The organism is Methylobacterium mesophilicum SR1.6/6, from assembly GCF_000364445.2.
GTDB classification, from domain to species: domain Bacteria; phylum Pseudomonadota; class Alphaproteobacteria; order Rhizobiales; family Beijerinckiaceae; genus Methylobacterium; species Methylobacterium mesophilicum_A.
Map to the genome: position 1 here is coordinate 178,143 of NZ_CP043538.1, position 25,169 is coordinate 203,311.

25 protein-coding genes and 2 pseudogenes are annotated in these 25,169 nt (G+C 70.3%); 22 read left to right on the forward strand and 5 right to left on the reverse strand.

Annotated features, from left to right (window positions below):
- Window positions 1–78 precede the first annotated feature (78 nt).
- The 3 genes and pseudogenes from MMSR116_RS00840 to MMSR116_RS00850 form a co-directional block, all read left to right on the forward strand.
- A pseudogene (locus MMSR116_RS00840) lies at window positions 79–599 on the forward strand (DDE-type integrase/transposase/recombinase); the annotation flags it as partial.
- A 993-nt stretch (window positions 600–1,592) separates the two neighbouring features.
- Window positions 1,593–1,787: a hypothetical protein gene (locus MMSR116_RS00845; protein ID WP_010686855.1), complete on the forward strand. Its 195-nt coding sequence runs from the start codon at window positions 1,593–1,595 to the stop codon at window positions 1,785–1,787.
- 319 nt (window positions 1,788–2,106) lie between these two features.
- Window positions 2,107–2,463 carry a hypothetical protein gene (locus MMSR116_RS00850; protein ID WP_010686854.1) on the forward strand — a complete coding sequence of 119 codons (357 nt, stop codon included), beginning with the start codon at window positions 2,107–2,109 and terminating at the stop codon, window positions 2,461–2,463.
- 41 nt (window positions 2,464–2,504) lie between these two features.
- Here MMSR116_RS00850 and MMSR116_RS00855 read toward each other — a convergent pair whose 3' ends face one another.
- A complete protein-coding gene (locus MMSR116_RS00855) occupies window positions 2,505–2,915 on the reverse strand; it encodes a hypothetical protein (protein ID WP_010686853.1) in 411 nt (136 codons plus the stop codon).
- A gap of 115 nt (window positions 2,916–3,030) precedes the next feature.
- Window positions 3,031–3,792 (reverse strand): S1 family peptidase, encoded by a 762-nt coding sequence (locus tag MMSR116_RS00860; protein ID WP_010686852.1) that lies wholly within the window; start codon window positions 3,790–3,792, stop codon window positions 3,031–3,033.
- 398 nt (window positions 3,793–4,190) lie between these two features.
- Here MMSR116_RS00860 and MMSR116_RS00865 point away from each other — a divergent pair, with 398 nt between their 5' ends.
- The 15 genes from MMSR116_RS00865 (at window position 4,191) to MMSR116_RS00935 (ending at window position 17,886) form a co-directional block, all read left to right on the forward strand.
- Window positions 4,191–6,080: a methanol/ethanol family PQQ-dependent dehydrogenase gene (locus tag MMSR116_RS00865; RefSeq protein WP_010686851.1), complete on the forward strand. Its 1,890-nt coding sequence runs from the start codon at window positions 4,191–4,193 to the stop codon at window positions 6,078–6,080.
- A gap of 185 nt (window positions 6,081–6,265) precedes the next feature.
- Window positions 6,266–7,168 carry a methanol oxidation system protein MoxJ gene (gene moxJ / locus MMSR116_RS00870; RefSeq protein ID WP_010686850.1) on the forward strand — a complete coding sequence of 301 codons (903 nt, stop codon included), beginning with the start codon at window positions 6,266–6,268 and terminating at the stop codon, window positions 7,166–7,168.
- 51 nt (window positions 7,169–7,219) lie between these two features.
- Complete coding sequence (gene moxG, locus MMSR116_RS00875; protein WP_010686849.1) at window positions 7,220–7,819, forward strand: cytochrome c(L), periplasmic; 600 nt, start codon at window positions 7,220–7,222, stop codon at window positions 7,817–7,819.
- Between the two features lie 79 nt (window positions 7,820–7,898).
- Window positions 7,899–8,189: a methanol dehydrogenase [cytochrome c] subunit gene (locus MMSR116_RS00880; RefSeq protein ID WP_010686848.1), complete on the forward strand. Its 291-nt coding sequence runs from the start codon at window positions 7,899–7,901 to the stop codon at window positions 8,187–8,189.
- Window positions 8,190–8,257: 68 nt separating this feature from the next.
- Window positions 8,258–9,289 carry an AAA family ATPase gene (locus MMSR116_RS00885; protein WP_010686847.1) on the forward strand — a complete coding sequence of 344 codons (1,032 nt, stop codon included), beginning with the start codon at window positions 8,258–8,260 and terminating at the stop codon, window positions 9,287–9,289.
- Window positions 9,290–9,309: 20 nt separating this feature from the next.
- Window positions 9,310–10,191 (forward strand): DUF58 domain-containing protein, encoded by an 882-nt coding sequence (locus MMSR116_RS00890; protein ID WP_039894655.1) that lies wholly within the window; start codon window positions 9,310–9,312, stop codon window positions 10,189–10,191.
- A gap of 4 nt (window positions 10,192–10,195) precedes the next feature.
- Window positions 10,196–11,104 (forward strand): hypothetical protein, encoded by a 909-nt coding sequence (locus MMSR116_RS00895; RefSeq protein WP_010686845.1) that lies wholly within the window; start codon window positions 10,196–10,198, stop codon window positions 11,102–11,104.
- A gap of 1 nt (window position 11,105) precedes the next feature.
- Entirely contained in the window at window positions 11,106–12,206 is a 1,101-nt protein-coding gene (locus tag MMSR116_RS00900; RefSeq protein ID WP_010686844.1) for a vWA domain-containing protein, read from the forward strand.
- Window positions 12,203–12,799 carry a hypothetical protein gene (locus MMSR116_RS00905; RefSeq protein WP_010686843.1) on the forward strand — a complete coding sequence of 199 codons (597 nt, stop codon included), beginning with the start codon at window positions 12,203–12,205 and terminating at the stop codon, window positions 12,797–12,799. The genes MMSR116_RS00900 and MMSR116_RS00905 overlap by 4 nt, the downstream gene beginning before the upstream one ends.
- A 14-nt stretch (window positions 12,800–12,813) precedes the next feature.
- On the forward strand, window positions 12,814–13,824 hold the full coding sequence (locus MMSR116_RS00910; protein WP_039894613.1) for a vWA domain-containing protein: 1,011 nt from the start codon (window positions 12,814–12,816) through the stop codon (window positions 13,822–13,824).
- A gap of 2 nt (window positions 13,825–13,826) precedes the next feature.
- A complete protein-coding gene (locus MMSR116_RS00915) occupies window positions 13,827–14,360 on the forward strand; it encodes an SRPBCC family protein (protein WP_010686841.1) in 534 nt (177 codons plus the stop codon).
- On the forward strand, window positions 14,357–15,388 hold the full coding sequence (locus MMSR116_RS00920) for a YncE family protein (protein WP_010686840.1): 1,032 nt from the start codon (window positions 14,357–14,359) through the stop codon (window positions 15,386–15,388). The genes MMSR116_RS00915 and MMSR116_RS00920 overlap by 4 nt, the downstream gene beginning before the upstream one ends.
- On the forward strand, window positions 15,385–15,909 hold the full coding sequence (locus MMSR116_RS00925) for a hypothetical protein (protein ID WP_010686839.1): 525 nt from the start codon (window positions 15,385–15,387) through the stop codon (window positions 15,907–15,909). Before MMSR116_RS00920 ends, MMSR116_RS00925 begins: the two co-directional genes overlap by 4 nt.
- Before the next feature lie 59 nt (window positions 15,910–15,968).
- Complete coding sequence (locus MMSR116_RS00930; RefSeq protein WP_039894650.1) at window positions 15,969–16,595, forward strand: response regulator transcription factor; 627 nt, start codon at window positions 15,969–15,971, stop codon at window positions 16,593–16,595.
- Between the two features lie 319 nt (window positions 16,596–16,914).
- Window positions 16,915–17,886, forward strand: coding sequence for a class I SAM-dependent methyltransferase (locus tag MMSR116_RS00935; RefSeq protein ID WP_051072298.1), 972 nt, complete (start codon window positions 16,915–16,917; stop codon window positions 17,884–17,886).
- A 168-nt stretch (window positions 17,887–18,054) separates the two neighbouring features.
- On the opposite strand, the gene MMSR116_RS00940 is transcribed toward MMSR116_RS00935, so the two are convergent.
- The gene (locus tag MMSR116_RS00940; RefSeq protein ID WP_010686836.1) at window positions 18,055–19,080 is read right to left on the reverse strand and encodes a histone deacetylase family protein; all 1,026 of its coding nucleotides are present in this window, start codon (window positions 19,078–19,080) and stop codon (window positions 18,055–18,057) included.
- Window positions 19,081–19,326: 246 nt separating this feature from the next.
- Window positions 19,327–20,427 (reverse strand): annotated as a pseudogene (locus tag MMSR116_RS00945) (HD-GYP domain-containing protein); the annotation flags it as partial.
- Between the two features lie 520 nt (window positions 20,428–20,947).
- On the opposite strand from MMSR116_RS00945, the gene MMSR116_RS00950 reads away from it, so the two are divergent.
- The 4 genes from MMSR116_RS00950 (at window position 20,948) to MMSR116_RS00965 (ending at window position 24,312) form a co-directional block, all read left to right on the forward strand.
- A complete protein-coding gene (locus MMSR116_RS00950; RefSeq protein WP_010686834.1) occupies window positions 20,948–21,832 on the forward strand; it encodes a LysR substrate-binding domain-containing protein in 885 nt (294 codons plus the stop codon).
- Between the two features lie 180 nt (window positions 21,833–22,012).
- Window positions 22,013–22,357: an MliC family protein gene (locus MMSR116_RS00955; RefSeq protein WP_010686833.1), complete on the forward strand. Its 345-nt coding sequence runs from the start codon at window positions 22,013–22,015 to the stop codon at window positions 22,355–22,357.
- Between the two features lie 17 nt (window positions 22,358–22,374).
- Window positions 22,375–22,551: a hypothetical protein gene (locus tag MMSR116_RS00960; RefSeq protein ID WP_010686832.1), complete on the forward strand. Its 177-nt coding sequence runs from the start codon at window positions 22,375–22,377 to the stop codon at window positions 22,549–22,551.
- A 72-nt stretch (window positions 22,552–22,623) separates the two neighbouring features.
- On the forward strand, window positions 22,624–24,312 hold the full coding sequence (locus MMSR116_RS00965; protein ID WP_010686831.1) for a thiamine pyrophosphate-binding protein: 1,689 nt from the start codon (window positions 22,624–22,626) through the stop codon (window positions 24,310–24,312).
- A 25-nt stretch (window positions 24,313–24,337) separates the two neighbouring features.
- Here MMSR116_RS00965 and MMSR116_RS00970 read toward each other — a convergent pair whose 3' ends face one another.
- On the reverse strand, window positions 24,338–25,081 hold the full coding sequence (locus MMSR116_RS00970; protein WP_010686830.1) for a dienelactone hydrolase family protein: 744 nt from the start codon (window positions 25,079–25,081) through the stop codon (window positions 24,338–24,340).
- Between the last annotated feature and the right edge of the window lie 88 nt (window positions 25,082–25,169).

The following is a 25,169-nucleotide window of genomic DNA, read 5'->3' on the forward strand; positions in this document are numbered from 1 at the left end:
TTCACGTATAGTATGCGAAAAATAGAGTGCATCTAGTGGCGCTTCCAGAATTATTACCGCGTGGGGCAAATGGGCGGCTACCTGTACGTCGCCATCGACCGGGCGTTCCGCTATGTGCATCTCGCCGTCAGAGACGACGAGACCACCGCCTCGGCGGTGGCCTTCCTCAGGGACGCCCTCAGGGCCTTTCCGTTCAGGGTCACGCACGTGCTTACTGACCGCGGCTTCTGCTTCACGGCGGATGGATTCGAGGCCGCCTGCGAGCGGCAGAGTGTGCAGCATCGCAAGACGCGTCCCTACACACCCAAAACAAACGGCATGGTCGAGCGCTTCAATGGCCGCGTCCAGCGGGAGGTGGTGGGCTCACCCTCGACAGCCACGCTGACCTGGAGATCGTGCTGCGTGGCTTCAACGCAGCCTACAACGGCCGCCGGCAGCGCGTACTGTGTGGGATCTCGCCCGAAATGGTGCTGCGCCAGCGTCTCGAAGCCGATCCCGCATTGGCCAACCCAACACAGAGACCACCGAATCCCAGCCTCATGAAACGCGCCCTCCGTATCGTTGAAGACGCAAAGGAGGTCTCACATCCAGACAGCTAGGCCGTGCGCTATTTCCGGGCTTCGACGCTGGAAATTAAGGGCCGGCCGTCGAATAGCATTATCGTTGCCGCAACAGAGCAAGCATCGCGTCGCTTCAGGTCCCTCGCCGCGATATTTTGAAGCACCTTTTCTGACTGAGTATCGTCCGATGTCGTCCGACGGCATGCGTTTGCAGCCATATCACGTTGGTGGGTTGAAATGTGGGTAGGAGATCTGCCTATTCTATTAAGCCACTGAGGAGATAGCATAAAATTGGCGACCTAGGCGGACATCCGCTTCCGCCAGAAACCGGTCCGCCGGCACCCGCGATCGTCCAGACACCGTTGCTCCGGAAGCAGCCGCGCGGATCAACCGCCCGAGAGCGTCCGCCGGTGTTCGGCCAGATCCACGCTCAAGGTGCGGAGGCGGATGCTGTGCCGGATAAGCGCAAACCTCGTTGACGAGAACCTGCAGGTCCCGGTGCGCCCTCCGAAGGACCTGATGCCCCAGGGTCGGATGATGAGGGCGTTCCGGGCATCGCAGCAGGGATCGCGGATGTCGGCGCACGATTCGGAGGCGCGGTTCCCGAGCCGGTCGCCGCGCATGAACCGTCACAGGTCCTGATCCCGAGCCTGTCGAGGGACATCGGCAAAGCAGGTCTCCATCGGCTTGCCGCCAACGGCCTGCGTGATCGCCTCCGGACGTGCAGGGGGGCTCTCTAAAGACCGGGTTGGCCTCCGGATGCCGGGCGCGGTGGCGCAGGTGGACGGAGCATTTGCGTCCCGCCCATCGGTGCGACGACAGCATGCGTTCACGCTCAGCTCCACTTTGTCGCGGCGTCCTCCAGTCACTCTCGACACGTATCAAGCATTCTATTAACGGTACGGCGTCGAATGGGGTGAGTCGATGATAAGATTTATAATGATATTATTATCTTCATCGACTTTCCTGTCCGGGCCGGCTCTGGCGCGTCTCAAGATAGACGATTTGGCGTCCTCATGGCCGCGTGCGTCGATGTCCGACAAGATCGATTTCACCAACCGCATGGGAAAGGCGATGAGCGCTCTCTCGCCCGATCTGACACGCGAATACTTCATGCGTTGCCTGGAAGAGACTGCCAATGTCGGCGATACGAAGCAGCTGACGCTGAGCGACATGGTCCGCACATGCGTGTCGCTGCAGGGCGCTCCCCCCTCCGATGATCCCTGATCCGTCCGGTGTTCGCCGCACCCGTCAGAGCTTGGCGGGAATGGCCATGTCGGCCATTGGCGGCGCTCTTCCGTGTGGCGCCTTCTGTTCACGTCGATCGTCTCGGCCGCGGTCCTTGTGGCGCTGACGGTCGCCTTCATCGTCCGATCGAGCCCATCCGAGACGGGTTCGGGCCCGATTCCGGTGGGGGCTGGACACATGGTTGCCACGCCCCGGACGGCGACCGCGGCCCTGTTCTGCGCGTTCAACACCGTCTCCCGCCAGACGCCCCCGACCGGCTTCTCTTCCCGCGCCGCGGTCCAACCGGAGGAAACCCGCCATGCGACGTCACGCGATCCTGGGGGCGGCCGCCGTCCTGATCCTGAGCGCAGCCACCGCCCGCGCCGAGGCGCCGCCGGATCTCCCGGCTCCCAAGCGAAACGCCGCCAAGATCGCCGGTCTCGTCGGCTTCGTGAATGTTCATTGCGGGCAGCTTCGGACCGACAGTGACAGGTTCAAGCGCGCCGTTCAGGCGCTGGGCGTCGATCCGGCCGAGCTCGACCGGGATGCTCTGCTACTGGAGGCGCGGTCCTATCTCGCCGCGTACGAGAAGGACGTCCCGAGCAGCTGCCAGCGGGCGGACGATCTGTTCGGCCCGGGCGGCAAGGTCATTCCCGGCCTGTTCCTCCCGCGGTAGGGGCGCATCCCGGAGCGTTGCCGGCCAACGCCGCGAGCCCGTCAGTCATTCAGGCAGAGCCGGAAATACGATGCCCGGATCGCCTCCTTCTCGCGGAACCCCTCGGCGCGGGGGTTGAGCAGTTCCGGGCCGTCGGGGACCCGGCCGAATTCCCGCGTCCTCAGATCGACCAGAAATCCGCGCTCGCCCGTGTACAAGCCGTCGCGATTTTTGACGTTGACCGACCCGCAGACATACAGGCCGTCTCGCCGCCGCAGCACGGAGACCTTGGCGTCTGGACTGTTCAGGTTGCGGCCGATCAGCGGCAGGACGGTTCCGGTGTCGGCCGGGCCGAGGGCGGCGTCGGAGCCGTCCTCGACTGTTTGACCGAGGACGGGTCCCTGCATCGCCGACAGGACGGCCAGCACCGCCGCGACGACAGGGCGTTTGCTGCGCCAACCGTGCGGACCCATCCCGTTCCCCTCCCGAAGATTGACAAATCAAGGCCGCGCATCCCGTCACCCGGACGGGTCGCGCATCGCCGCGGTCGGTGCAGCGGCGCGCGCCGTACGACCGCGTTCCCGCAGATCAGCGCGGGCGGGTGCGGCCGGCTTCCTTGCGGAGCGCCGTGAGGAGTTCGCCCTCGAAGATCAGGGCCGATCCGTAGTGGAATTCCGGATCGAACGCATGCTTGGCGTTCATGACCGAGGACGCGCTCTGCATGGCGATGAGGCGGCCCGCCTCATCGAACAGGCCCGAGCCCGAGCCGCCGTAGCCGTCGTTGCAATCGTGCCGCACGCGGCGGATCGCGTCCTCGCTCGGCGGATCGATCCGGTGGATCGTGCAGTGCTCCAAGCTGCTGGGCCCGCGATAATTCTCGTGGCCCGCAGGCGACACCAGGGTCACGGGCAGCGCGACTTCGCCGGACGGCAGGTCGGGGAGCTCGGGCAGCGGCTGGGGCATGACGTCGGCCGGCTGCGCGAGCCGCAGGATCGCCCAATCGTCGGTGATGTGCAGGCTGCGCGCCTCTGCCCCCGTCCCGAGGTGCAGGCTGTCGGCCAGAAAATCATAGTTACGTCCCGCGATCTGGAAGTAGCAGTCCGACACCGAGCGGGTCACCTCAAGTTTTCGCGTGCGGAAATTGTGGGCGTTGAGCACGACGATCGACGGATCGGCGATGAGCCAGGCCGCCGCCGCCTTCTGGGGGACGCCGTCGGGGCGCTGGCACCAGAGAACGCCCGCCCCCTTGTAGAGCGCGAAGTCGGCACTCTGCAGGTCGCGCCGGCCGTCGCGCGGGTAGAGGGCCGCGACCCGAAGCGGCTCCGCCGCGGAGGGGCCAAGGATCAGCATCGTCGTCATCGCGGCCGCGGCCCGGAGCCGGAAGCGCCAAGTCCAACTCGACCTCATCAAGACCTCCGGGACACCGCGTGATTTCAGGCGCTCAGCACCGCGTATTCGTGACGGTGTTTGAAGGCCGGTCAAGCCGCTCGGCTGCGCCTCATTGTTCCTGACCGAATTGCCGAATGTTCCCGGAGTAAAAATTGGAAATTCCTAGAGACAGTCCCCAGTTGAACTTGCTAGAGATCAAATGCGTAAACGTCTGTAATAAGTCTCTCATAAGAGAATAACTTCTGAAGTTCGCAAGAGAGGCGTGCAGGCGGCAGGATAGATCTCAAGATATCCCGCACCGCAATAATTATTATAGCCGCGATGCCGTGAGGCGAGGCGGCTTGGTGAGGAGATGCATGATGAGGACGAGAAGGCTCGCGCGTTCAGTCTCGACCCTGGCGATCCTGGCCATGGCGCCGGTCGCCATGGCCGGCATGGCGGCCGCCAACGACAAGCTCGAGCAGCTGTCGAAGAGCGACGACAACTGGGTGATGCCCGGGAAGAACTACGACTCGAACAATTACAGCGATCTGACGCAGATCAACAAGGACAACGTCAAGCAGCTCAAGCCGGCCTGGACCTTCTCCACCGGCCTGCTCAACGGCCACGAGGGCGCGCCGCTCGTCGTCGACGGCAAGATGTACATCCACACATCGTTTCCGAACAACACCTTCGCCATCGGCCTCGACGATCCGGGCCATATCCTCTGGCAGGACAAGCCGAAGCAGAACCCGGCCGCCCGCTCGGTCGCCTGCTGCGACCTGGTGAATCGCGGGCTCGCCTACTGGCCGGGCGACGGCAAGACCCCGCCGCTGATCCTCAAGACCCAGCTCGACGGCAACGTCGCCGCCCTGAACGCCCAGAACGGCGAGACGGTCTGGAAGGTCGAGAATTCCGACATCAAGGTCGGCTCGACGCTGACCATCGCCCCCTACGTGGTGAAGGACAAGGTGATCATCGGCTCCTCGGGCGCCGAGCTCGGCGTGCGCGGCTATCTCACAGCCTACGACGTGAAGACCGGCGCCCAGGTCTGGCGGGCCTACGCCACCGGTCCGGATCAGGATCTGCTGCTCGCCGACGACTTCAACGTCAAGAACGCCCATTACGGCCAGAAGGGCCTCGGCACGGCCACCTGGGAGGGCGATGCCTGGAAGATCGGCGGCGGCACCAACTGGGGCTGGTACGCCTACGACCCGGGCACGAACATGATCTACTTCGGCACCGGCAACCCGGCACCGTGGAACGAGACCATGCGGCCGGGCGACAACAAGTGGACCATGACCATCTTCGGCCGCGACGCCGATACCGGCAAGGCCCATTTCGGCTACCAGAAGACGCCGCACGACGAGTGGGACTATGCCGGCGTCAACGTGATGATGCTGTCCGAGCAGAAGGACAAGGACGGGAAGATGAGGAAGCTCCTCACCCATCCGGACCGCAACGGCATCGTCTACACCCTCGACCGGACCGACGGCTCGCTGGTCTCGGCCAACAAGATCGACGACACCGTCAACGTGTTCAAGTCGGTCGATCTGAAGTCCGGCACCCCGGTCCGCGATCCGGAATACGGCACGCGGATGGACCACCTCGCCAAGGACATCTGCCCCTCGGCGATGGGCTACCACAACCAGGGCCACGATTCGTACGATCCGAAGCGTCAGGCCTTCTTCATGGGCATCAACCACATCTGCATGGATTGGGAGCCCTTCATGCTGCCCTACCGGGCGGGCCAGTTCTTCGTCGGCGCGACGCTGAACATGTATCCGGGCCCGAAGGGTGACCGCCAGAACTACGAGGGGCTCGGCCAGATCAAGAGCTACAACGCCATCACCGGCAAGTTCAACTGGGAGAAGATGGAGCGCTTCGCGGTCTGGGGCGGCACCACCGCCACCGCCGGGAACATCGTGCTCTACGGGACGCTGGACGGCTTCATCAAGGCGCGGGACTCCGACAACGGCGACCTGCTCTGGAAGTTCAAGTTGCCCTCCGGGGCGATCGGCTACCCGATCACCTACAGCCACAAGGGCACGCAGTACGTCGCCATCTACTACGGCGTCGGCGGCTGGCCGGGCGTGGGCCTCGTCTTCGACCTGCAGGACCCGACCGCCGGCCTCGGCGCGGTGGGCGCCTTCAAGAAGCTCGCCAACTACACCCAGATGGGCGGCGGCGTAGTCGTCTTCTCGCTCGACGGCAAGGGCCCCTACGACGACCCGAGCGTCGGCGAGTACCAGCAGGCGGCCGCCAAGTAACGCGCATCGGCACCGCCGGCCCCCGGCCGGCGGTGCCCTCGACCGAGCGGCCCGCGCGCCGGACCGGTCTGGGTCCCGGAGCGCGCTCCGCCGAAATGGACACCGGTTCGGCCCCAGCGAGCGCGCCGAAGCGGATCGGGACCTGCGTCCGCAGAAGAACAAGATCAGATGAGGGAAGAGAACCCATGCCGCTGTCCAGCAGATCGATGCTGCGCGCGGGACTCTGCGCCACACTCCTCGCCCTCGCGACGGCACCGGCCGCCGCGCAGGAATCGGAGGCGCAGGCGGACCGTCGGCCCACGCCCGCCGCACCGGTGACGCCGCCGGCGGATCCGTCCACCCTTCGCATCTGCGCCTCCGCCAAGCAGCCGCCGCTCTCGATGCGGGACGGCTCGGGACTGGAGAACCGGATCGCCGTCGCCGTCGCCGAGGCGATGGGCCGGAAGCCGGCCTTCGCCTGGATCGACAAGCCGGCGATCTACCTCGTGCGCGACGGCCTGGAGAAGAAGATCTGCGACGTGGTGGTCGGCCTCGACAGCGACGACCCGCGGGTGCTGACCACGAAGCCCTATTACCGCAGCGGCTACGTCTTCATCACGCGCGCCGACAAGGATCTCGACGTGAAGTCCTGGTCCGATCCGCGGCTCAAGAGCGTCGATCACATGGTGGTGCCGTTCGGCTCCCCCGGCGAGGCGATGCTCAAGGATATCGGCCGCTACGAGGAGGACATGGCCTACCTCTACTCGCTCGTGAACTTCCGCTCGCCGCGCAACCAGTACACCCAGATCGACCCGGCCCGGATCGTCAGCGAGGTCGCCAACGACAAGGCCGATGTCGGCGTGGCCTTCGCCCCGGACGTGGCGCGCTACGTCAAGGCCTCGACCGTGCCCCTGCGCATCACGCTGGTGCCGAACGACACGGTGAGCAGCGACGGCCGTCCCATGCCGCAGATGTTCGATCAGGCGATGGGCGTGCGCAAGGACGACCCGGCCCTGAAGGACGCCCTCGACGCCGCCGTCGCGAAGGCCGGGCCGCAGATCGACGCGATCCTGAAGCAGGACGGCGTGCCCGTCGCGGCGACGAACTAGCGTCGCGTCGCACCGCTCACATCACGATTTCCCAGAGTTCGCAGACCGCGCATGTCTCATCGCATTCCTCATCTCGCGCTGATCGCCAGTCTCGGCCTCGCGGCCCTCGCCTGTGGCGGGGCCGTGCTCGCCCAGCCGCAGGCGGGGCCACAGACCGGCATCCAATTCCACAACACCATCACCGGCGAGGTGATGGACACCAGCGAGGGCAAGCCCGGCGGCCGGGATACCAAGGCCGTTCAGACCTTCTTCCAGACCGGCAAGAACGTCTACATCGACGACAAGTCCTGCCTGCGCAACGGCGAGAGCCTGTTCCTCACCTCGTGCTCGGGCTGCCACGGGCACCTCGCCGAGGGCAAGGTCGGGCCAGGCCTGAACGACAATTACTGGACCTACCCGGCCAACACCGAAGATGTTGGCCTGTTCTCGACACTCTGGGGCGGCGCCAACGGCATGATGGGCCCGCACAACGAGGACCTCAATCCCGATGAGATGCTGCAGGTCATCGCGTGGATCCGGCATCTCTACACGGGCCCCGTGAAGGATGCGGCCTGGCTCAGCGACGACCAGAAGAAGAACTACAAGCCCTTCAAGGAGGGCGAGACCTTCGCCAAGGACGCCCCCGGACAGTGCAAGCCGCTGCCGGAGTGAGCGTTCGCGCGATGCTGCGCCCACCCGGGACGCGGTCGAACGGCCTGACCGGCCATCCAGGGAGAGAAGGAGCCTGACGATGCGGATGATGATCACGGCGGCGGTTCTGGCCGCAGGAACGATCCTGGCGGCACCGGCCGTCGCCTATGACGGGCAGACCTGCAAGGCGCCGGGCAATTGCTGGGAGCCCAAGCCCGGCTTCCCCGAGAAGGTCGCTGGATCCAAGTACGATCCGAAGCACGACCCGAAGGAGGTCAGCAAGCAGGCCGACTCCATCAAGCAGATGGAGGAGCGCAACAGGCAGCGCGTCGACCACGCCCAGAAGACGGGCAAGTTCGAGTACGACGTCGCCAAGATCTCCGCCAAGTAACCGGTCTCCGGCACGGGCGGCGCGCCTCGGCGGCCGTCCGTGCTGACCCACGCGTCCGAGCAGCACCCATGAACACTCCGCGCTCCGGCGACGCGATGTTGATCGACTGGCGGGCCGCGGCCGCCCGGTTCGAGGAGGAGGTCGCGAAGGCCGTGGTCGGTCAGGAGCGGGCGATCCGCCTCGTGACCATCGCCATCTTCGCCCGCGGCCACGTCATGCTGGAGGGCGATGTCGGCGTCGGCAAGACCACGCTGCTGCGGGCCGTGGCCCGGGCCCTCGGCGGCGCCTACGAGCGGGTCGAGGGAACGGTGGACATGATGCCCACCGACCTCGTCTATCATACCTACCTCGCCGAGGACGGCCGCCCCCGGGTCGAGCCCGGGCCGGTGCTGCGCCGGGCGGAGGACCTGTCGGTCTTCTTCTTCAACGAGATCAACCGCGCCCGTCCGCAGGTCCACGCGCTGCTCCTGCGGATCATGGCCGAGCGGACGGTCAGCGCCTTCAACCGCGAGTACCGGTTTCCGAACCTCCAGGTCTTCGCCGACCGCAACCGCGTCGAGCGCGAGGAGACCTTCGAGCTGCCGGCCGCCGCCCGGGACCGGTTCCTGATGGAGATCGGCATGGAGGCGCCGCGGGACGCAGAGGCGCGGCGCGCCCTGGTCTTCGACCCGCGGTTCCACGACACGGACCGTCTCATCGAGACCGTGGCCGAGGGCGTCCTGGACCACGCGGGCATCGGCGGCATCAGCGCGGCGATCCAGCACGCGATCCAGGCGGCGCCCGAGATCGAGGCCTACGTGGTCGCGCTCTGGGAGGCCCTGGTGCGGCCGGCCGAGGCCGGCATCCGCCTCCCGGACGTCGATATGGGCGGGCTCATACAGGGCGGCGCCTCGCCGCGCGGCGTCGCCTTCCTCGTGCGGGCCGCCCGGGTCCGCGCCTGGCTGGAGGGGCGCGACTGGCTGGTGCCGGAGGATGTGCGCGCGGTCTTTCCCGAGGTGATGGCCCACCGGGTCTTCCTCGAACCGATCCACGAGATTCGGCGCTCCGAGATCGTTCCGGCGCTGTGCCGGGCAGTCTTCGAAACGGTGCCGGCCCCATGACCGGCTTCATGACCGGCTTCATGACCGGCCCCGCGACTGGTCCCACGACCGGACGGCCGACCGCCGAGATCCTCTACCTGCCGCGCTGGCGGCCGCACGGCAGCCGCGTCGGCGCCCATCGCGGGCGGGACGCCGGCGGGCTCGGCACCTACCGCGATCAGGTCTCGTTCCTGAGCCTGCCCGATGCCCGCCGGATCGACATGCGCGCGACCCTGCGCGACCCGTTCGAGGGCGTGCATGTCCGGCGCTTCGAGGCCCGCACCGCGGTCGAGATCTGGGCCCTCGTCGATCTGTCGGGCTCGATGCGCTACCGGGGGGCGGCCGACCGGATGATGCTGGCGCGCGACCTCTGCACCGGCCTGGCGGCCTCGGCGACGCGCATCGGCGACGGCTTCGGGGTGATCGGCTGCGACGCCGCGATCCGGGCCGACCTCTACCTTCCGGCCACCCGCCGGCGCGGACCGGCGCTGGCGACCGCCGACCGGCTGACGCGCGTCCCCCGCCGGGGAAGCAGCGCCGCCGGGATGCTGGACGCCGCGCGCCAGCTGACCGGCCGGCCGAAACTCGTCTTCGTCATCTCCGACTTCCGGTGGCCCGAGACCTTGGTCGGCACGGTGTTCGGCGCCCTGGCCCTGCACGACACCGTGCCGGTGCTCCTCGCCGACAGCGCCGAGGATGCGGGCCTGCCGGCCTGGGGGCTGGTCGAACTCGACGATCTGGAGGGCGGCGGCCGCCGTCTCGTGTTCCTGCGGCCGAGCCTCCGGCGGCGCTGGCTCGACCGGGAGCGCGAGCGGCGGGAGGAGCTGAGGGTCGCGGCTCTCGCCGCCGGGGCCCGCACCCCGTTCGTCCTCGCCGACCGGTTCGACGCCGACGCCCTCAGCCGTCATCTCCTGGCGACCTGATCACATGCGGCTGGCCTCCCTCGCCCTCCTCGCCCTGATCGCGCTGCCGTTCCATCCCGGGACGGCCGGCGCGCAGGTCCGCGACATCGAAGTGCGCGTGCCGCGGCCGTTCGGCTACTTCCTCGGCGATCTCCTGCACGCCCAGGTCGACATCGCCGTCGATCCGGGCTTCAGCCTGCAGAGGGCGTCCCTGCCGCAGCCCGGCCCGGTGACGTACTGGCTCGACCTGCGCGCCATCGACGTGGCGACCGGTGCGGGTCGGATCCGCCTGAACCTGACCTATCAGACCTTCTACGCGGCCCTCGACACGCGCCAGGTCGCGGTGCCGGGCTTCTCGGTGGTGCTGGAGAGCGCGGCCGCGGGCGGGACGACATCGGCCAGGGCCGAGATCCCGGGATGGTCGCTCGGCATGGCGTCCCTGCGCGAGATCCAGCCGCCCCAGCGCGAAGATCCGGCGGAGTACCTGCGCCCGGACGGGCGGGCGCGGCGCCTCGATCCCGCACCGCTCCAGCAGGCCTCGCTGCTCTGCCTCGTCCTGGCCGTCCTGTCCCTGGCCGCGCTCGCCTATGACCGGGCGTGGTTCGGGCGGCGCCGCAAGCGTCCCTTCACCCGTGCCGCGCGGGCCCTGCGCGGCCTCGGACGGGACGGCGACGGCGGCTACCGCGAGGCCCTGCGCCTCGTCCATCGCGGGCTGGACGAGACCGATGCGCGCCGCGTGCTGGCCGATGACCTGCCCGCCTTCCTCGCGCGGCATCCCGCCTTCCGGAGCGAGGCGGCGGCGCTCGACCGCTTCTTCGCCGCCTCGCGTCGCGCCTTCTTCGGCCGGGATCCGGCCGCCGCCCGGGCCGTGTGCCCCCGGTCCGAGATCGAGGCGAGTCTCCGTCGTCTCGCGGCGGTCGAGCGGACGGCCTGAGATGGGTACGGGTTCCGCGTTCGCCGGTTGGGCCGCCGGTTTGGCCGCCGGCTGGGTCACCGATTTCGGCGCAGCCGCGCCCTGGGCCTTGTCGCTGCTGCCGCTCGCCCTGATCCCGCTCGTGGTCTCCGGCCGGCGCCGGGCCGCGATCCCGGCCGTCTCCGCCGTCCCGGAGGATCCCGTGTCCCGGTGGATCAGCCGCGCCCTGACGACGGCCGGGATCCTGGCGGTCGGCGGTCTCGTGGTCGCGCTGGCGGGCCCCTACCGGCTGGGCGAGCGCGTCACCCGGATCGGCATCGGCGCGCAGGTGTCGATGCTGATCGACCGGTCCGGCAGCATGAACGAGACCTTCGCCGGACGTCAGCCCTCGGGTTTGGAGGAATCGAAGGCGGCCGCCTCGCGGCGCCTGCTTGCAGGCTTCGTCGGGGCCCGCAGCCACGACCTGTTCGCCGTCACCGCGTTCTCGACCGCCCCGATGCTGGTGATGCCGATGACGGACCGCCATGACGCGGTGCGGGCCGCCATCGCGGCGATCGACCGTCCGGGCCTCGACTACACCAACGTCGCCCGCGGCCTCGCCATGGCGCTGTCGCAGTTCGGGCCGGAGGGCGGCGGCTCCCGGGTGCTGCTGTTCATCTCGGACGGCGCCGCCGTGATCGATCCCCGGGTGCAGGATCAGCTCCGCGCCGCCTTCGCGAAGCTGCGGCCGAACCTGTACTGGCTGTTCCTGCGCACCAAGGGCGCCCCGTCGATCCACGACCGGCCGGCCGGGGAGGACACCCCGCAGGCGGCGCCGGAGCGCCATCTCGACCTGTTCTTCAAGAGCCTCGGCGTGCCCTACCGGGCGTTCGAGGCGGAGGGGCCGCAGGCGGTCGCCGACGCGATCGCGCAGATCGAGGCGCTGGAGCGGGATCCGATCCCCTACACGGAGGTGCATCCCCGCCGGGACCTGACCTGGATCGGCGACGCGCTGGCGGCATTCGGGCTCGCGCTCCTCGTCGCGGCCGCCCTGGCCGAGGCGGATCTGGCCCGGCGGCCGGCACCGGCGCGACCGGGTGCCGGTGCGAAGCCGCTGCCCGAAGCCGCGAGGAAGACCGCATGAGCGCGTCCCGGGATCCTCGGCAGGCCGCGCGTCGCGGCTGGGGGCGCGTGCGGCCGAACCTGCTCCTCGCGCTGCCGATCCTGTTCGCGCTGGCCGCCGCCGGCTTCGGCGCCGCGGCCTGGCGGGCGGAACGGGCGAACGGCACGATCGCGGCCCTTGAGGCCGGGACCGATGCGGACGTCGCCCTGGACGCGCCGGCCCCGGTGCTGGCGGCCCGCGTCCGGTTCCTGGCCCAGCGTGACCGGCTCGGGGAGACCGAGCCCCTGGTGGCGGCCCTCGATCGGGCGGAGGCGCCCGAGTCCGCCGCGCGGGCGCGCTATCTCGTCGCCAACGCGCGGGTGCGCGACGCCTTCACCCTCATCACCCGCAGCGCGCTCGACAAGGCCGGCCCGCAGGTGACGCTCGCCCGCCAGGATTATCGCCGCGCCCTGCGCGACCGGCCGGATTTCTGGGACGCCAAGTTCAACCTCGACGTCGCCTCGCGCCTGATCCGGGATTACCCGGAGTTCGAACGCAAGGCGGGCGAGGAGCTTCAAGCCGATCCGAAGCAGATCTGGACGGATATCCCCGGTCAGCCGAAGGGCGGCCCATGATTGCTCGGCCTTCGATGACCGCACGGCCTTCCTCGGCCCTCCGGCTACCCGTGGCGCGCAACCTGCGCGGACGCCGCTTCCAGGCCCTCGCCCTCGCCCTCGTGCTGGTGCTCGTGGCGCTGGTGACGCCACCGCTGCCGGTCACGCGCACCGGCGTCGCCGTGCTCGCCATCGTCGACATCACCGGATCGATGAACACCCGCGATTCCGTGCGCGACGGTCAACCCGAGAGTCGCCTCGAGACGGTGAAGACCGCCCTGCGCCGCCTCGTGGCCGACCTGCCCTGCGGCTCCCGGATGGCGCTCGGCCTGTTCACCGAGCGGCGCCCGTTCCTGCTGTTCACGCCGGTCGAGGTCTGCGCCGACGTCACGCCGCTCGACGGGGCGTTGGCGGCCCTGGACTGGCGCATGGCCTGGGAAGGCGACAGCCGCATCGCCGCCGGCCTCGACCGGGCCCTCGCGATGGCGGCCGATCTCGGGACCGACCTGCTGTTCATCTCGGACGGTCAGGAGTCGCCGCCGCTGCCCGCCGGACGCAGGCCGGCCTTCGACGCGGAGCCGGGCGCGGTGCGCGGTCTGATCGTCGGCGTCGGCGGATACGGGCTCTCGCCGATCCCCAGATTCGACGATCGCGGCCGCGAGCGCGGCTTCTACGCCGAGACCGACGTGCCGCAGGAGAACCGGTTCGGGCCGCCGCCGGAGGATGCGGAGACGCGGGAGGGCTACAATCCGCGCAACGCCCCGTTCGGCGCGGCGGCCGCGCACGGCACCGAGCACCTCTCGTCGGTGCGCGAGAGCTACCTGAAGAGCCTCGCGGCGGCCACCGGCCTCGCCTACGCGCATCTCGACGGGCCCGGGGGCCTCGCGACCGCCCTGTTCGCGGCGGCGACGCCCCGGCCGCTCCCGGGACGGATCGATCCGCGGCCGTACCTCGCCGCCGCGTCCCTCCTCCTCGTGCTCGGCGTGCTGCTCGCCGCGCGCGGCAATCCCCTTCGCCTTCCCGTCCCGCGTACCCGGAGTGCCTGACCATGCGCCCAACCGCCCCCGCCCTCCTGTTGGCCCTCGCGGCGGGCACGGCCCTGGCCCACGGCCCGACCCCCCAGAAGGTCGATCAGACGATCACGATCCGGGCGAGCCCGGATGCGGTCTGGAAGGTGGTCGGCCCCTTCGGCGGCATCGGCTCCTGGCATCCCGGGGTGGCGTCCGTGGAGGCGACCGGCGGGGATTCCGAGGGCGGCGTGCGCAAGGTGACCCTCAAGGCCGGCGGCACCCTGGTCGAGGGCCTCGACGAGTGGAAGGCGGAGGGGCGCACCTATTCCTACCGGATGTCCGATCCGGACCTGAAGGCGCTGCCGGTCTCGTCCTACTCGGCGACCGTGACCGTGACGCCGGAGGGGGACGGGTCGAAGGTCGAATGGATGGGCCGCTTCTACCGCGGCGATACCGGCAACGAGCCGCCCGAGAACCTCTCGGACGCGGCCGGCAGGGCGGCGATGAACCGCTATTTCGCCGACGGCCTGAAGGGCCTGAAGGCCAAGGTGGAGGGTGGGGCGACGCGATGAGTGCCGCCAGGACCGCCGCCGGAGGACCTCCGGGGATAGGCCGGGGCGCGACGCTGGCGGCGTTGCTGGCCACCCTGTCGGCGTTCCTCGGATCCGCCGGGGCGCAGGAACTGGCGGTGGTGAGCCAGCAGGGCGCGCGGGTCTCGCGGATCGCGGCAGGGGCCCTGTCGGCCGCGGTGGCGGTGGCGCCCGCCCCGGCCGTCGTGGCCGCGGATGCGGGCGGACGCCTCTACGTCAGCCATCCGGACGGGCACGCGATCACGGTGGTCGAGCCGGACGGCGCGCTGCGCCGGCTGCCCTTCGCCGGCCAAGCCTTCGGACTGGCGGTCGAGCCGGACGGGCGGGCGATCTATGTCGGCGACTGGTCGGGCAACCGGGTCGCGCGCCTCTCGGCCGCGACCGGGGCGGTCGAAGCGGCGGTCGACGTCGGACGCGACCCCGCCGGCCTCGTCCTCGGCGCGGACGGGCGCCTCTACGTCGCCGAGCGGGAGAGCCGCTCCGTCGGCATCATCGACACCGGGCGGATGGAGCGGGTCGCCAGCCTGCCGGTCGGGGACGGGCCGTTCGCGCTCGCCCACGACCCGGTCCGTCAGCGGCTCTATGTCGCCAATGTCCGCAGCAACGACGTCACCGTGATCGATGCCGCGGCGGCGCGCGTGCTGGGGCGCGTGACGGTCGGGGCGAGCCCCTACGGCGTGGCTGTGAGCGGGGATGGGGCCCGCGTCCTCGTCACCAACCAGCACGCGGCGTCGGTCTCGGTGATCGATGCCGCCGCCCTGTCGGTCGTCGCAACCGTGCCGGTCGGCCGATATCCGGAGGGCGTGGCGTTGCTGGGGACGCGCGCCTACGTCGCCAACTGGTTCTCGGACGATGTGTCCGTCATCGATCTCGACAGCCAGCGCGCGATGGGGCGGATCCCGGTCGCCGAGGGCCCGCGCACGATCGTCGCCCTGCCGCCGGCCGGTACCAGTGCCGGGCCGGCAGCCGGAGCTGCGGCCGGGACGGCGGCCGAGGGACGATCCCGATGAGAGCGCTGCGCGCTGCCCTCGCCGTGCTGACGCTGTCGGCCTGTGACCGCGGCACGGAGGCCGAGAACACGGACCCATCGGTCGTCGCCCGTACCTCGGAATCCGAGCTGCCCGCCTGGCTCGCGCCCACGGACGGAACAGACCCGGCCCGGTGGCTCGCCGGTCGCGAGGCGGGGCATCCGCTTCCGGCTGATGCCCCGCCGGTGCGCGCCCTGCGCGCGACGCTGACGACCGCGTCGGCCGGGTTCATCGAGGACCCGCGCATGATCGCCAACCGGACCCTCCAGCTTGGCCAGATGCTCGCCGAGGTCGGAAAGACGGAAAGCTACCGCAGCCTGATCGAGGGACTCGGGCAGGTCGCGGCCCTGCGCGGTCGGCACAAGAGCCTCTATGGCGAGATGTGCCAGCACTACTTCAACACGCGCAACCGGGGACTCGATCATCACGCCGCGCTGGAGGATCTCGCCGCGCATGACGTGCGGCCGCTCGACGAGCGTCGGAGCGAGGGGAGGAGGCCATGACTGCGCTCCCGGTGGGGACGCAGAGGACCGTCCGCACCGCCTCCCGCGGCCAGGAATCCATGCTGGTCGTCGACCATCACCCGGTCGTCCGCGAGGGCTTCCGCCACATCGCCGGGAAACTGGGCATCGGCCGGGTTCTGGAAGCGGCCGATATCGTCGCTGGATACGATGTCTTCTACAGCCAGAGACCGCGTCTGGTCGTGACCGATCTGTACTTCGAGGAGGACGGCCTCTCCGGCCTCACCCTGATCCGCCGGATACGGACCGCCAATCCAGCGGCGCGCATTCTGGTCTTCAGCATGCACGACGATCCGATCCTGGTGGCGCACGCGCTGCGGGTCGGTGCCGGCGGCTTCGTCGTGAAGCACGCCTCCATCACGATCCTGCTGGAGGCCCTCGCGGAGGTGCGGGCGGGTCGCGGATACCTTCCGCATGAGATCGCCACGCTGGTCGCGATGCTGGATCTCCGCGACCAGCCGGCTCCGCTCGCCAGCCTGACGGCTCGGGAGCTGCAGATCCTCTCCCTCGTCGGTCAGGGCAAGTCGTATCCCGAAATCGCGAAGAAGATCCCCATCAAGTATCGAAGGCTTATCAGTGAAATTTCCAACGTGCGGGCCAAGGTCGGAGCGAAGAACATTTTCGATCTCATCCAGTTCGCTCAATCGCACAAATCTCTGGGTCTTTAGGCGATATGAGCCGGGCCTGGGACCAAGCGTCAGGGCTGTCTCGACATGGGCTCGCGGGCGCGACGCCCGTCACCGACGAGGGCTTCCCGTCGCCCCGTCCAGGATCGCTCCGCAGTCGCGCAGCATTCGGCGACGCGGCGAAGGTCGAGGTCGTGTCCAGATTGCCTGTTCAGATGTCGACGGCGTAGGTCAGCGCGTGATCAATGTTCGTCTTTGTCTATACGGCGATCGATCAAGTATCGCATTTGACGACCTGGGTCGAATCGACTAGGCGAGATTCGGAACCCTGCTCTGCGGGGCCGTCACCGTGCGAGAAGCGATGCCATCGGCCGACGTAACAGCCACGCTCGCCGCGTCCGAATCCGTCGACATCCCGCCCTGCCCGATCACCGGCGCGCCGGCGATCCGCTGCATCGAGCGCCTGGACACCACCTTCCTCACGGCGCTGTGGCATGTCTGCGGCCGCGTCGATGTCGGCCCGCTGCTGATGCGGGCCGGGCCGATCCGCCTCTGGGAATCGCCCACGGGTCTCGCGTTCTTCCACCCGCCGGTGGACGGCGACGAAGCCTTCTACCGGGGGTTCTACAAGCACATCAGCGCACACGAGAAGCTCGCCGGCACCGCGACGGTCCGCCGCGAGTTCCAGAAGGCCGCCGAGCAGGTTCCGGACGGCGCCCGCGTGCTCGATGTCGGCTGCGGCGAGGGCGGGTTCCGCCACTACGTGCCCCGCGCCCACTACACGGGGCTCGATCCGAACTTCGCGGCCATCGATCCGAGCGGAGCGATCCTCGACGAGACCGTCGAGGCGCACGGACGGCGGGTCGGCCCGGTCTACGACGTGGCCTGCGCGTTCCAGGTGCTCGAACACGTGTCCGATCCGCTCGGGTTCGCCAGGGCGATGGCGGCCTGCGTCAAGCCCGGCGGGCTCGTCCTCCTGGGCACGCCGCTCTGGCCCTCGCCCAACACCACGCTGCCGAACTTCGTGATCAACGCGCCGCCCCATCACCTGACATGGTGGACGCCGAACGCCCTGGAGGTGTTGGCCCGGGAGATCGGCTGCACCCCGGAGGCGGTCCACCCGATCGGCATGGACCAGCACGATTCGATCGTGCACTGGATGGTGAAGATGTCGCCGGTCCGCTGCCGGGACCGGTTCTTCCGGTTCAACTGGGGCTGGCTCGCCTCCCTGGCCTTCGCCTACGCGGTCGGGTCCCGGCTCGATCGCTGGCTAAAGCTGCCGAATCGGACGCCCACGAACGCGATCCTGCTGGTGGCGCGCAAGGCCGGGTGAGGGCGCATACCGTTTCCGGTTGATCAGATCGGTTCCACCGTCATTGTGAGCGGAGCGAAGCAATCCAGCAGCGCCACGCTCTTCGGCCTCCCGCTGCCCTGGATCGCTTCGCTGCGCTCGCGATGACGGAGCCGGCCGGATCGACCGAAGCGTTCAATCGGAAACGGTTCAGCGCGCCGCCTCGAAGGCGCCGAGGAACGCCGTCAGGTTCTCCGGCAGGGCCGCACAGAGGTAGCCGCCCTCTTGGATCAGGGCGGTGGGCAGCCCGGCCCGGGCGATCCGCTCCGCCGCCGCCGCGAAGCCCGCCCGGGTCACCCGCAGGGCGCCGATCGGGTCGTCCTCCGAGGCGTCGAGGCCCAGCGCCACCACGAGCCCGCGCGGCCTGCAGGCGGCGACCGCCGCCAGCCCCGCCTCCACGGCGGCGAGCCAGGGCGCGTCGCCCGAGCCCGGCGGCAGCGGCAGGTTGCGGTTGAAGCCGAGGCCGGCCCCCTCCCCGGCCTCGTCGGCGTAGCCCGCGTAGAATGGGAAGTAGTCCGACGGGTCCGCGTGCACCGAGACGGTGAGCACGTCGGCGTGGGCGTAGAAGATCCCCTGCGTGCCGTTGCCGTGGTGGACGTCGATGTCGAGGATCGCCACCGGGCCGCCCGCCGCGGCGCGCATCCGCGCGGCCGCGATCGCGCTGTTGTTGAGGAAGCAGAAGCCGCCTGCCGACTCCGCGTAGGCGTGGTGGCCGGGCGGGCGGCACAGGGCGTAGGCGTGGCCCGCCGCCAGGGCCGCGTCGGCGGCCGCGACGGCGCATTGGGCTGAGCCGTAGACCGCCGGCCACGTGCCGGCCCGGATCGGCGTCGAGGTGTCGGCCATGTAGAGGCCGGTGAGCCCGAGCAGGCCCGCGGGCTTCCGGTGCATCTGCGGCCGGGCGAAGACGCCGGTGAGGATCTCGTCGCCGATCCCCGGCATCTCGGTCCGCCGGGCCCAGGCCTCGGCCAGGAACGCCACGTAGCCCGGATCGTGCACCGCCCGGACCGGGTCGAGGCCGTGATCGCCGGGGACCACGAGGTCGTGCCCGGCGGACCGGGCCGCGTCGTGCAGGATCGCGTAGCGCGCGGCCTGCTCGGGATGCGGGATCGGCGTGCCGCGCCGCCAGTAGTGCTCGGGATCGTGCCGGCCTGAGTCGGGCGTGTGGAAGATGCGCATCCCGGAAGGTTAGGCCCCCACGGGCTGCGCGTCATCCGTCCGGACCGAGGCCGCCCGTGCAAGACGGATCCGCGCGCGGGCGCCGGGCCGCGCACCCCGCCCGCTCCGCGCGCCGGCGCCCTCCGACGGGGCCTCTGGCCGAGGCGCCGCCCGCGACCCGGCCGACTCCGGCTCCGCCGGTCCGTCATCCCGGTCCACCGGGGAAGAGGGGTCGCGCACGCACCACCCCGACGGTGCGGGGGTGGCCGCGATCTCGCGCAGCAGGGTCGGGACCCGCGCCCAGGGCTCGGTGACCGGCCGGACGTTCGGCCGGCGCGCGGCCCGCTCCGAGCCGCCGGCGGCCTGGATGGCGGGCCAGCGCGCGCAGAAGGCCTCGACGCAGGCCGGGTCGAAGTGGCGGCCGCTCTCGGCGCGGATGCAGGCCAGCGCGGCCTCGAACGACAGGGCCTCCTTGTAGGGCCGCGGCGTGGTCAGGGCGTCGAACACGTCCGCCACCGCGACGATCCGGGCCGCAAGGGGAATGTCCGCTCCGGCGAGCCCCTCCGGATAGCCGCTGCCGTCCCAGCGCTCGTGATGCGCGGCGGCGATCTCGGCGGCCAGCCGGATCAGCGCGGAGGCGCTGCCGCCGAGGATGCGCTGGCCGATGGCCGCGTGCGTCTTGATCTGGGCGAACTCGTCGGGATCGAGCCGGCCGGGCTTCAGCAGGATTCCGTCCGGGATCCCGACCTTGCCGACATCGTGCAGCGGCGCGGCGAGGTAGAGGTTGCGGCAGAGTTCCGGCGTCAGGCCGAGCGCCTCGGCGACGATCTGGCTGTAGCGGGCGACCCGCCATGTGTGGTCGCCCGTGTCGTTGTCGCGGTACTCGACGGCGAGCGCCAGGCGGAAGATGATCTCCTCCTCGCGCTCCCGCATGTGCCGCAGGGCCGCCTCCACCTCGCCGTCGAGCCAGGCCGCCTGCTCGGCCAGCCGCCGCACCGCCTTGGCGAGCCGGATCACGTTGCGCAGCCGCACGGTCAGCTCGACGCCCCGCATGGACGTGTCGAGGACGTCGGTCGCCCCCGCCTCCAGGGCGGCGAGCCGCACCGCGTCCGCGCTGTCGTCGGTGATCATCACGATGGGCACCTGGGCGTAGTGCGGGATGGTCCGCAGGCACCGGATGAAGGCGATCCCGTCCCGCGCGCGGGTGTGGCAGTCGACCAGCACCAGATCGAAGGCGCGCATCTGCGCCTCGACGAGGGCGGTGGCCAGCTCGGCGTGATCGGTCACGCTCACGCCGGGCTCGGCTTCCAGCAGCCGGCGCAGCCGCAGGCGCATGGTCGCGCTGTCGTCGATCAGGAGCGCGTCCATCATGGGCTCTCGTGCCGGATCGCGGGCGCGCGGGGCGCGGGGCCGGGTTGGAGGTGAGCCGAAGAACTCGGCAGGCCGGCCCCGCGAGCGACGGAGTCGCCGCGGCCCCGCCGCGGCACGCGCCGCATCGCGCTGACAGACCAGATTGGGGACTTTGCCATCGCCACAAAGGATTCTGAATTTCGTAGAAAATGTTGGTTCGGCGCGAGTTAAGGGATGATGAATCGTCTTTGATTTGTCGAAAATTCAATACATAAATACATCTGAATAACTACAAATACAAGGCGTGATTTTTCCAGAAAATACTGGAAATGCTGTCAACCGGCGGATACAATTCCGAGAATGAAGGTATTTACAACTCTGGCCTGTCGGAGCGCTTATGAACAGGATCGGCCCGGCCGTGCGTGTGCGGTTCGGCTTCCGGGCCTGTGCGGCGGGGGGATACGCTGACACCGGAAGGGGCCGGCGCTACGGTCGGCCCCCGGCCGGCGGGGAGGGCGCGTCGGGAGGCGCCTGCGCGATGATGCGGTTCGATCTCGTCGATCTCGGCCTGTTCCGGCACGTGGTCGAGGCCGGCTCGATCACCCACGGGGCCGCGCGGGCGAACCTCGCCCTGGCGGCGGCCTCGACGCGGATCCGGCTGATGGAGGACTCCCTCGGCGCCGCGCTCCTGACCCGGAGCCGGCAGGGCGTCAGCCCGACCCCGGCCGGGCGCGCACTCCTCGTCCACGCCCGGGAGGTCCTGGCCGGGGTCGAGCGGCTGCGCGAGGAGATGTCGGCCTTCTCGGGCGGGGCCTTCGGCCAGATCCGGGTGCTGGCCAACACCAACGCGCTGACCGAATTCCTGCCGGAGGCGCTCTCGGCCTTCCTGGCCGGGCATCCCGGGATCGGCGTCGAGATCGACGAGCGCACCTCCGAGGAGATCGTCGGACTGGTGGCCGAGGGGGTGGCCGATCTCGGCATCCTGTCGGGCACCGTGGATACCGGCTCGCTCCAGACCTTCCCGTTCCGGGAGGACCGGTTCGTGCTGGTGGCGGCCCGGGACCATCCCCTGGCGGGGCGCGGGGCGATCCCCTTCGCGGAGGTGCTCGGCCACGACCTCGTCGGCCTCGACCGGCGCAGCGCCATCAGCCGGTTCCTCGTCGCGCAGGCGGTGCGCGAGGGCCGGCCGATGCGCCTGCGGGTGCAGTTGCGCGGCTTCGACGCCGTCTGCCGTCTGGTCGAGGCCCGGGTCGGCCTGGCGGTCCTGCCCGAGAGCGCGGCCGCCCGGGCCGCGCAGGGGCTGAGCCTCGCGGTGGTGCCCCTCGCCGACCCCTGGGCGAAGCGCGACCTGACCCTGTGCCTGCGCGACCTCGACGGGCTGCCGCCGTTCATCCGAGCCTTTGTGGCGGAGCTTCGGGGCTAGAGCGCGCTCCGCCGACGGGAGGTCGGTTCGGCATCAGGAAGCGCCGTCATCAGGGGTCTGATGCCGTGCGGGACAGGGGCTGCCGACGCGACCCGCGCAAACGGGTCTCCCGGCAGGCTGCCCGCCGCGATCCGGCTGCCCTAAACTGACGGCTGCCGGAGCCGAATCGCAGGAGCCATCGTGAACCGTCCGCCGTCACGCAGGGGCATTGCGCTCCTTCTCGCCGCAGGGTTCCTGGTTCCGGCGGTTCCGGCGTGGGCCGCATCGTCCGCGATCCGCAGGGTCGCCTTCGCCTGCCCCGCCGGGCAGACCCTCAGGGTCGCGTTCGACACCGGCGACCTGAACGCGCCGGCCGTCGTCAACCCGCCCGCCGGTCCCTCGCTCACCCTGCCCGTCCAGCCGCACGCGGACGGGATCTGGTACGGGGATGCGCGCCACGAACTGCGCGGCCGGGGGCGCACGGTGACGTGGACGGAGGCGGGCAAGCCCCCGCTCACCTGCACGGAGTCCGGCGCCGGCGAGTGAGTGCCGCGGATGTCGCGATGACCTGTCCGATTCGGGTCCACGGGCCGTCCCGGCTCGCCACGCCCGGCATGGGCCGGGCCACCATGGGCCGGGACACGATCGCGGCCTTCTGTGCCGACCCGGTCAAGCGGGACTGCGGCCTCCGCAGCCTGCGCGCCAGCCTCGACGCCGACGGCCTCGCGCAGGGGCCGTAGAGCCGCCGGGGCATTGCCCCGGACCGCCCTTGGTTTAGCCTCCGGCTGATTCCGTCGGAGGAGACTGGGACGATGCCGATCGAGACCGTGGAGGCCGCCGGCCGCCGCCGGGGCGCCGATCTCCTGGTGGAGGTGCTGCGCTCGGAGGGGGTGCGCTACATCTTCGGCAATCCCGGCACCACCGAACTGCCGCTGATCGACGCCCTCACCGAGGCGCCGGACATCGCCTACATCCTGGCCCTGCAGGAGGCGACCGCGGTGGCCATGGCGGACGGCTACGCGCAGGGCGCGCGCCGGCCCGCCTTCCTCAACCTGCACACGGCGGGCGGCCTCGGCCACGCCATGGGCGGGCTGGTGAACTCCCAGGTCTCGGGCACGCCGCTGGTGGTCACCGCCGGGCAGCAGGATCTCCGCCACGCGCTGACCGACCCGCTGCTGATGGGCGACCTCGTCGCCATCGCCGACCCGGTGATGAAATGGGCCCGCGAGGTGACGAGCCCGGACCAGATCCCGATCCTGCTGCGCCGCGCCTTCCACGATGCGGGGGCCGCCCCCTCCGGCCCGGTCTTCCTGTCCCTGCCCATGGACGTGATGGAGGCGATGAGCGCCGTGCCGGCCGGCGAGACCTCGACCATCGACCAGCGGGCGGTCGCTGGCTCCCTCGACCGCTTGGCCGAAAAGCTCGCCGCCATCGCGCCGGGCCGCCTCGCCCTGATCGCGGGCGACGAGATCGACGCTTCCGACGCCTCGGCGCAGATGGTGGCGCTGGCCGACCTGCTGGCGGCGCCGGTCTACGGCTCGTCCTGGCCGGCCCACATCCCCTTCCCCACCGCGCACCCGCTCTGGGCCGGCAACCTCCCGACCCGGGCCGACGCCATCGCCGACATCCTCGGGCGCTACGACGCGGTGTTCGCGCTCGGCGGCAAGTCTCTGATCACCGTGCTCTACTCGGACGTCTCGGCGGTGCCGCCGGGCGTTCAGGTGTTCCAGCTCTCGGCGGACGTCCGCGACCTCGGGCGCACCTACGCCACCTGCCTGTCGACGGTGGGCGACATCCGCGCCTCGCTGGACGCCCTGCTGCCGCTGCTGGCTCCCCGCCTCGCCGACCGGGCCGAGGCTTTCGCGCAGCTGCGCAGCCAAGCCGTGACCGTCCGGGCCGAGCGGCGGGCGAAGCTCGCCGCCGCCGCCGACGCGGCCTTCGAGGATCCGGTGATCGCGCCGCTGGTCGCCGCCCGGGAGGTCGCCCGCGCGGTCGGGGCCGAGACCACCATCGTGGACGAGGCGCCCGCGACGCTGACCCACCTGCGCACCTTCCTCGACAGCCCCTCGGCGCATCAATACGCGGCGATGCGCGGCGGCGTCCTCGGCTGGGGCATGCCGGCGGCGGTGGGCTTTTCCCTGGGCCTCGACCGCGCGCCCGTGGTCTGTGTCGTGGGCGACGGGGCCGCGATGTATTCGCCGCAGGCCTTGTGGACCGCCGCGCATGAAAAGCTGCCGGTCACCTTCGTGGTGATCAACAACGCCGAGTACAACATCCTCAAGACGTTCATGAAGGGCCAGGCGCACTACGCCTCGGTGCGCGCCAACCGCTTCATCGCCATGGACCTCACCGACCCGCGGGTCGATTTCTTGGCGCTCGCCGCCTCCATGGGGGTGCCCGCCCGGCGGGTGACGGCCGCCACCGACATCGCCCCGGCGATCGAGGCCGGGATCCGGTCGGGGGGCGCCAACCTCGTGGAGGTGGTGGTGCGGGCGACGTGATCGGACCCGGCGCGCGGGCGCTCGCTCAGCCCGCGCGGCGCAGCGTGCGCCCGAAGAGTCCGAGCATCGCGTCCCAGCCGCGCGCGGCGGCGGCTGGGTCGTAGACGGGAAAATCCGGCATCATCCAGCCATGCGCGGCGGGATAGGTCTCCGCCCCGTACCGGACACCCCCCTGGCTCAGCGCCGCCTCCAGCCGCTCGGCCATCTCGGGCGGGTAGCTGCGATCGTTCTCGGCCGCGGCGATGTAGACCTCCGCCTTCAGTTGCGGCGCGAGGCGGTGGGGACTCGCCGGCTCATCGGTCGCCAGATTGCCGCCGTGAAAGCTGGCCACGGCCGCGAAACGCTCGGGATACGTCCCGGCCGCCGTCAGCGCCATGCGGCCGCCCATGCAGAAGCCCACCGCCCCGACCACGCGGCCCGCGACGTCGTCCCGGGTATCGAGATAGGCGAGCAGAGCACCCGTATCCGCGGCCGCCTTCACGTTGTCGGTCGTGGCCATCAGCGGCCCCAGGATGGTGCGGAAGTCGCCCTTGAACACCTCCGCGGGCACGAATGGCTCGTACGGTCCGTAGCGATAGAAGAGGTCCGGCAGCAGCACGAGATAGCCGCCCGCCGCGAGCTGCCGCGCCATGTCGAGCAGACCCGGCCGGATGCCGCCGGCATCCATGTAGAGGATCGCCGCGGGCCAGGGCCCGGCGCCCTCGGGCGTGACGACGTGTGTCGGGCACGTCCCGTCCTGGGTTCGGATCGCGACTTCTTGGACGACCATGGGGCGTTCCTCGACCGGGCGGTGAGGCCTTCTGCGCCCGGTCACCGGAAACCGCCAGGGGGCGGAGGCCGGTTTGTCGAACACCCGT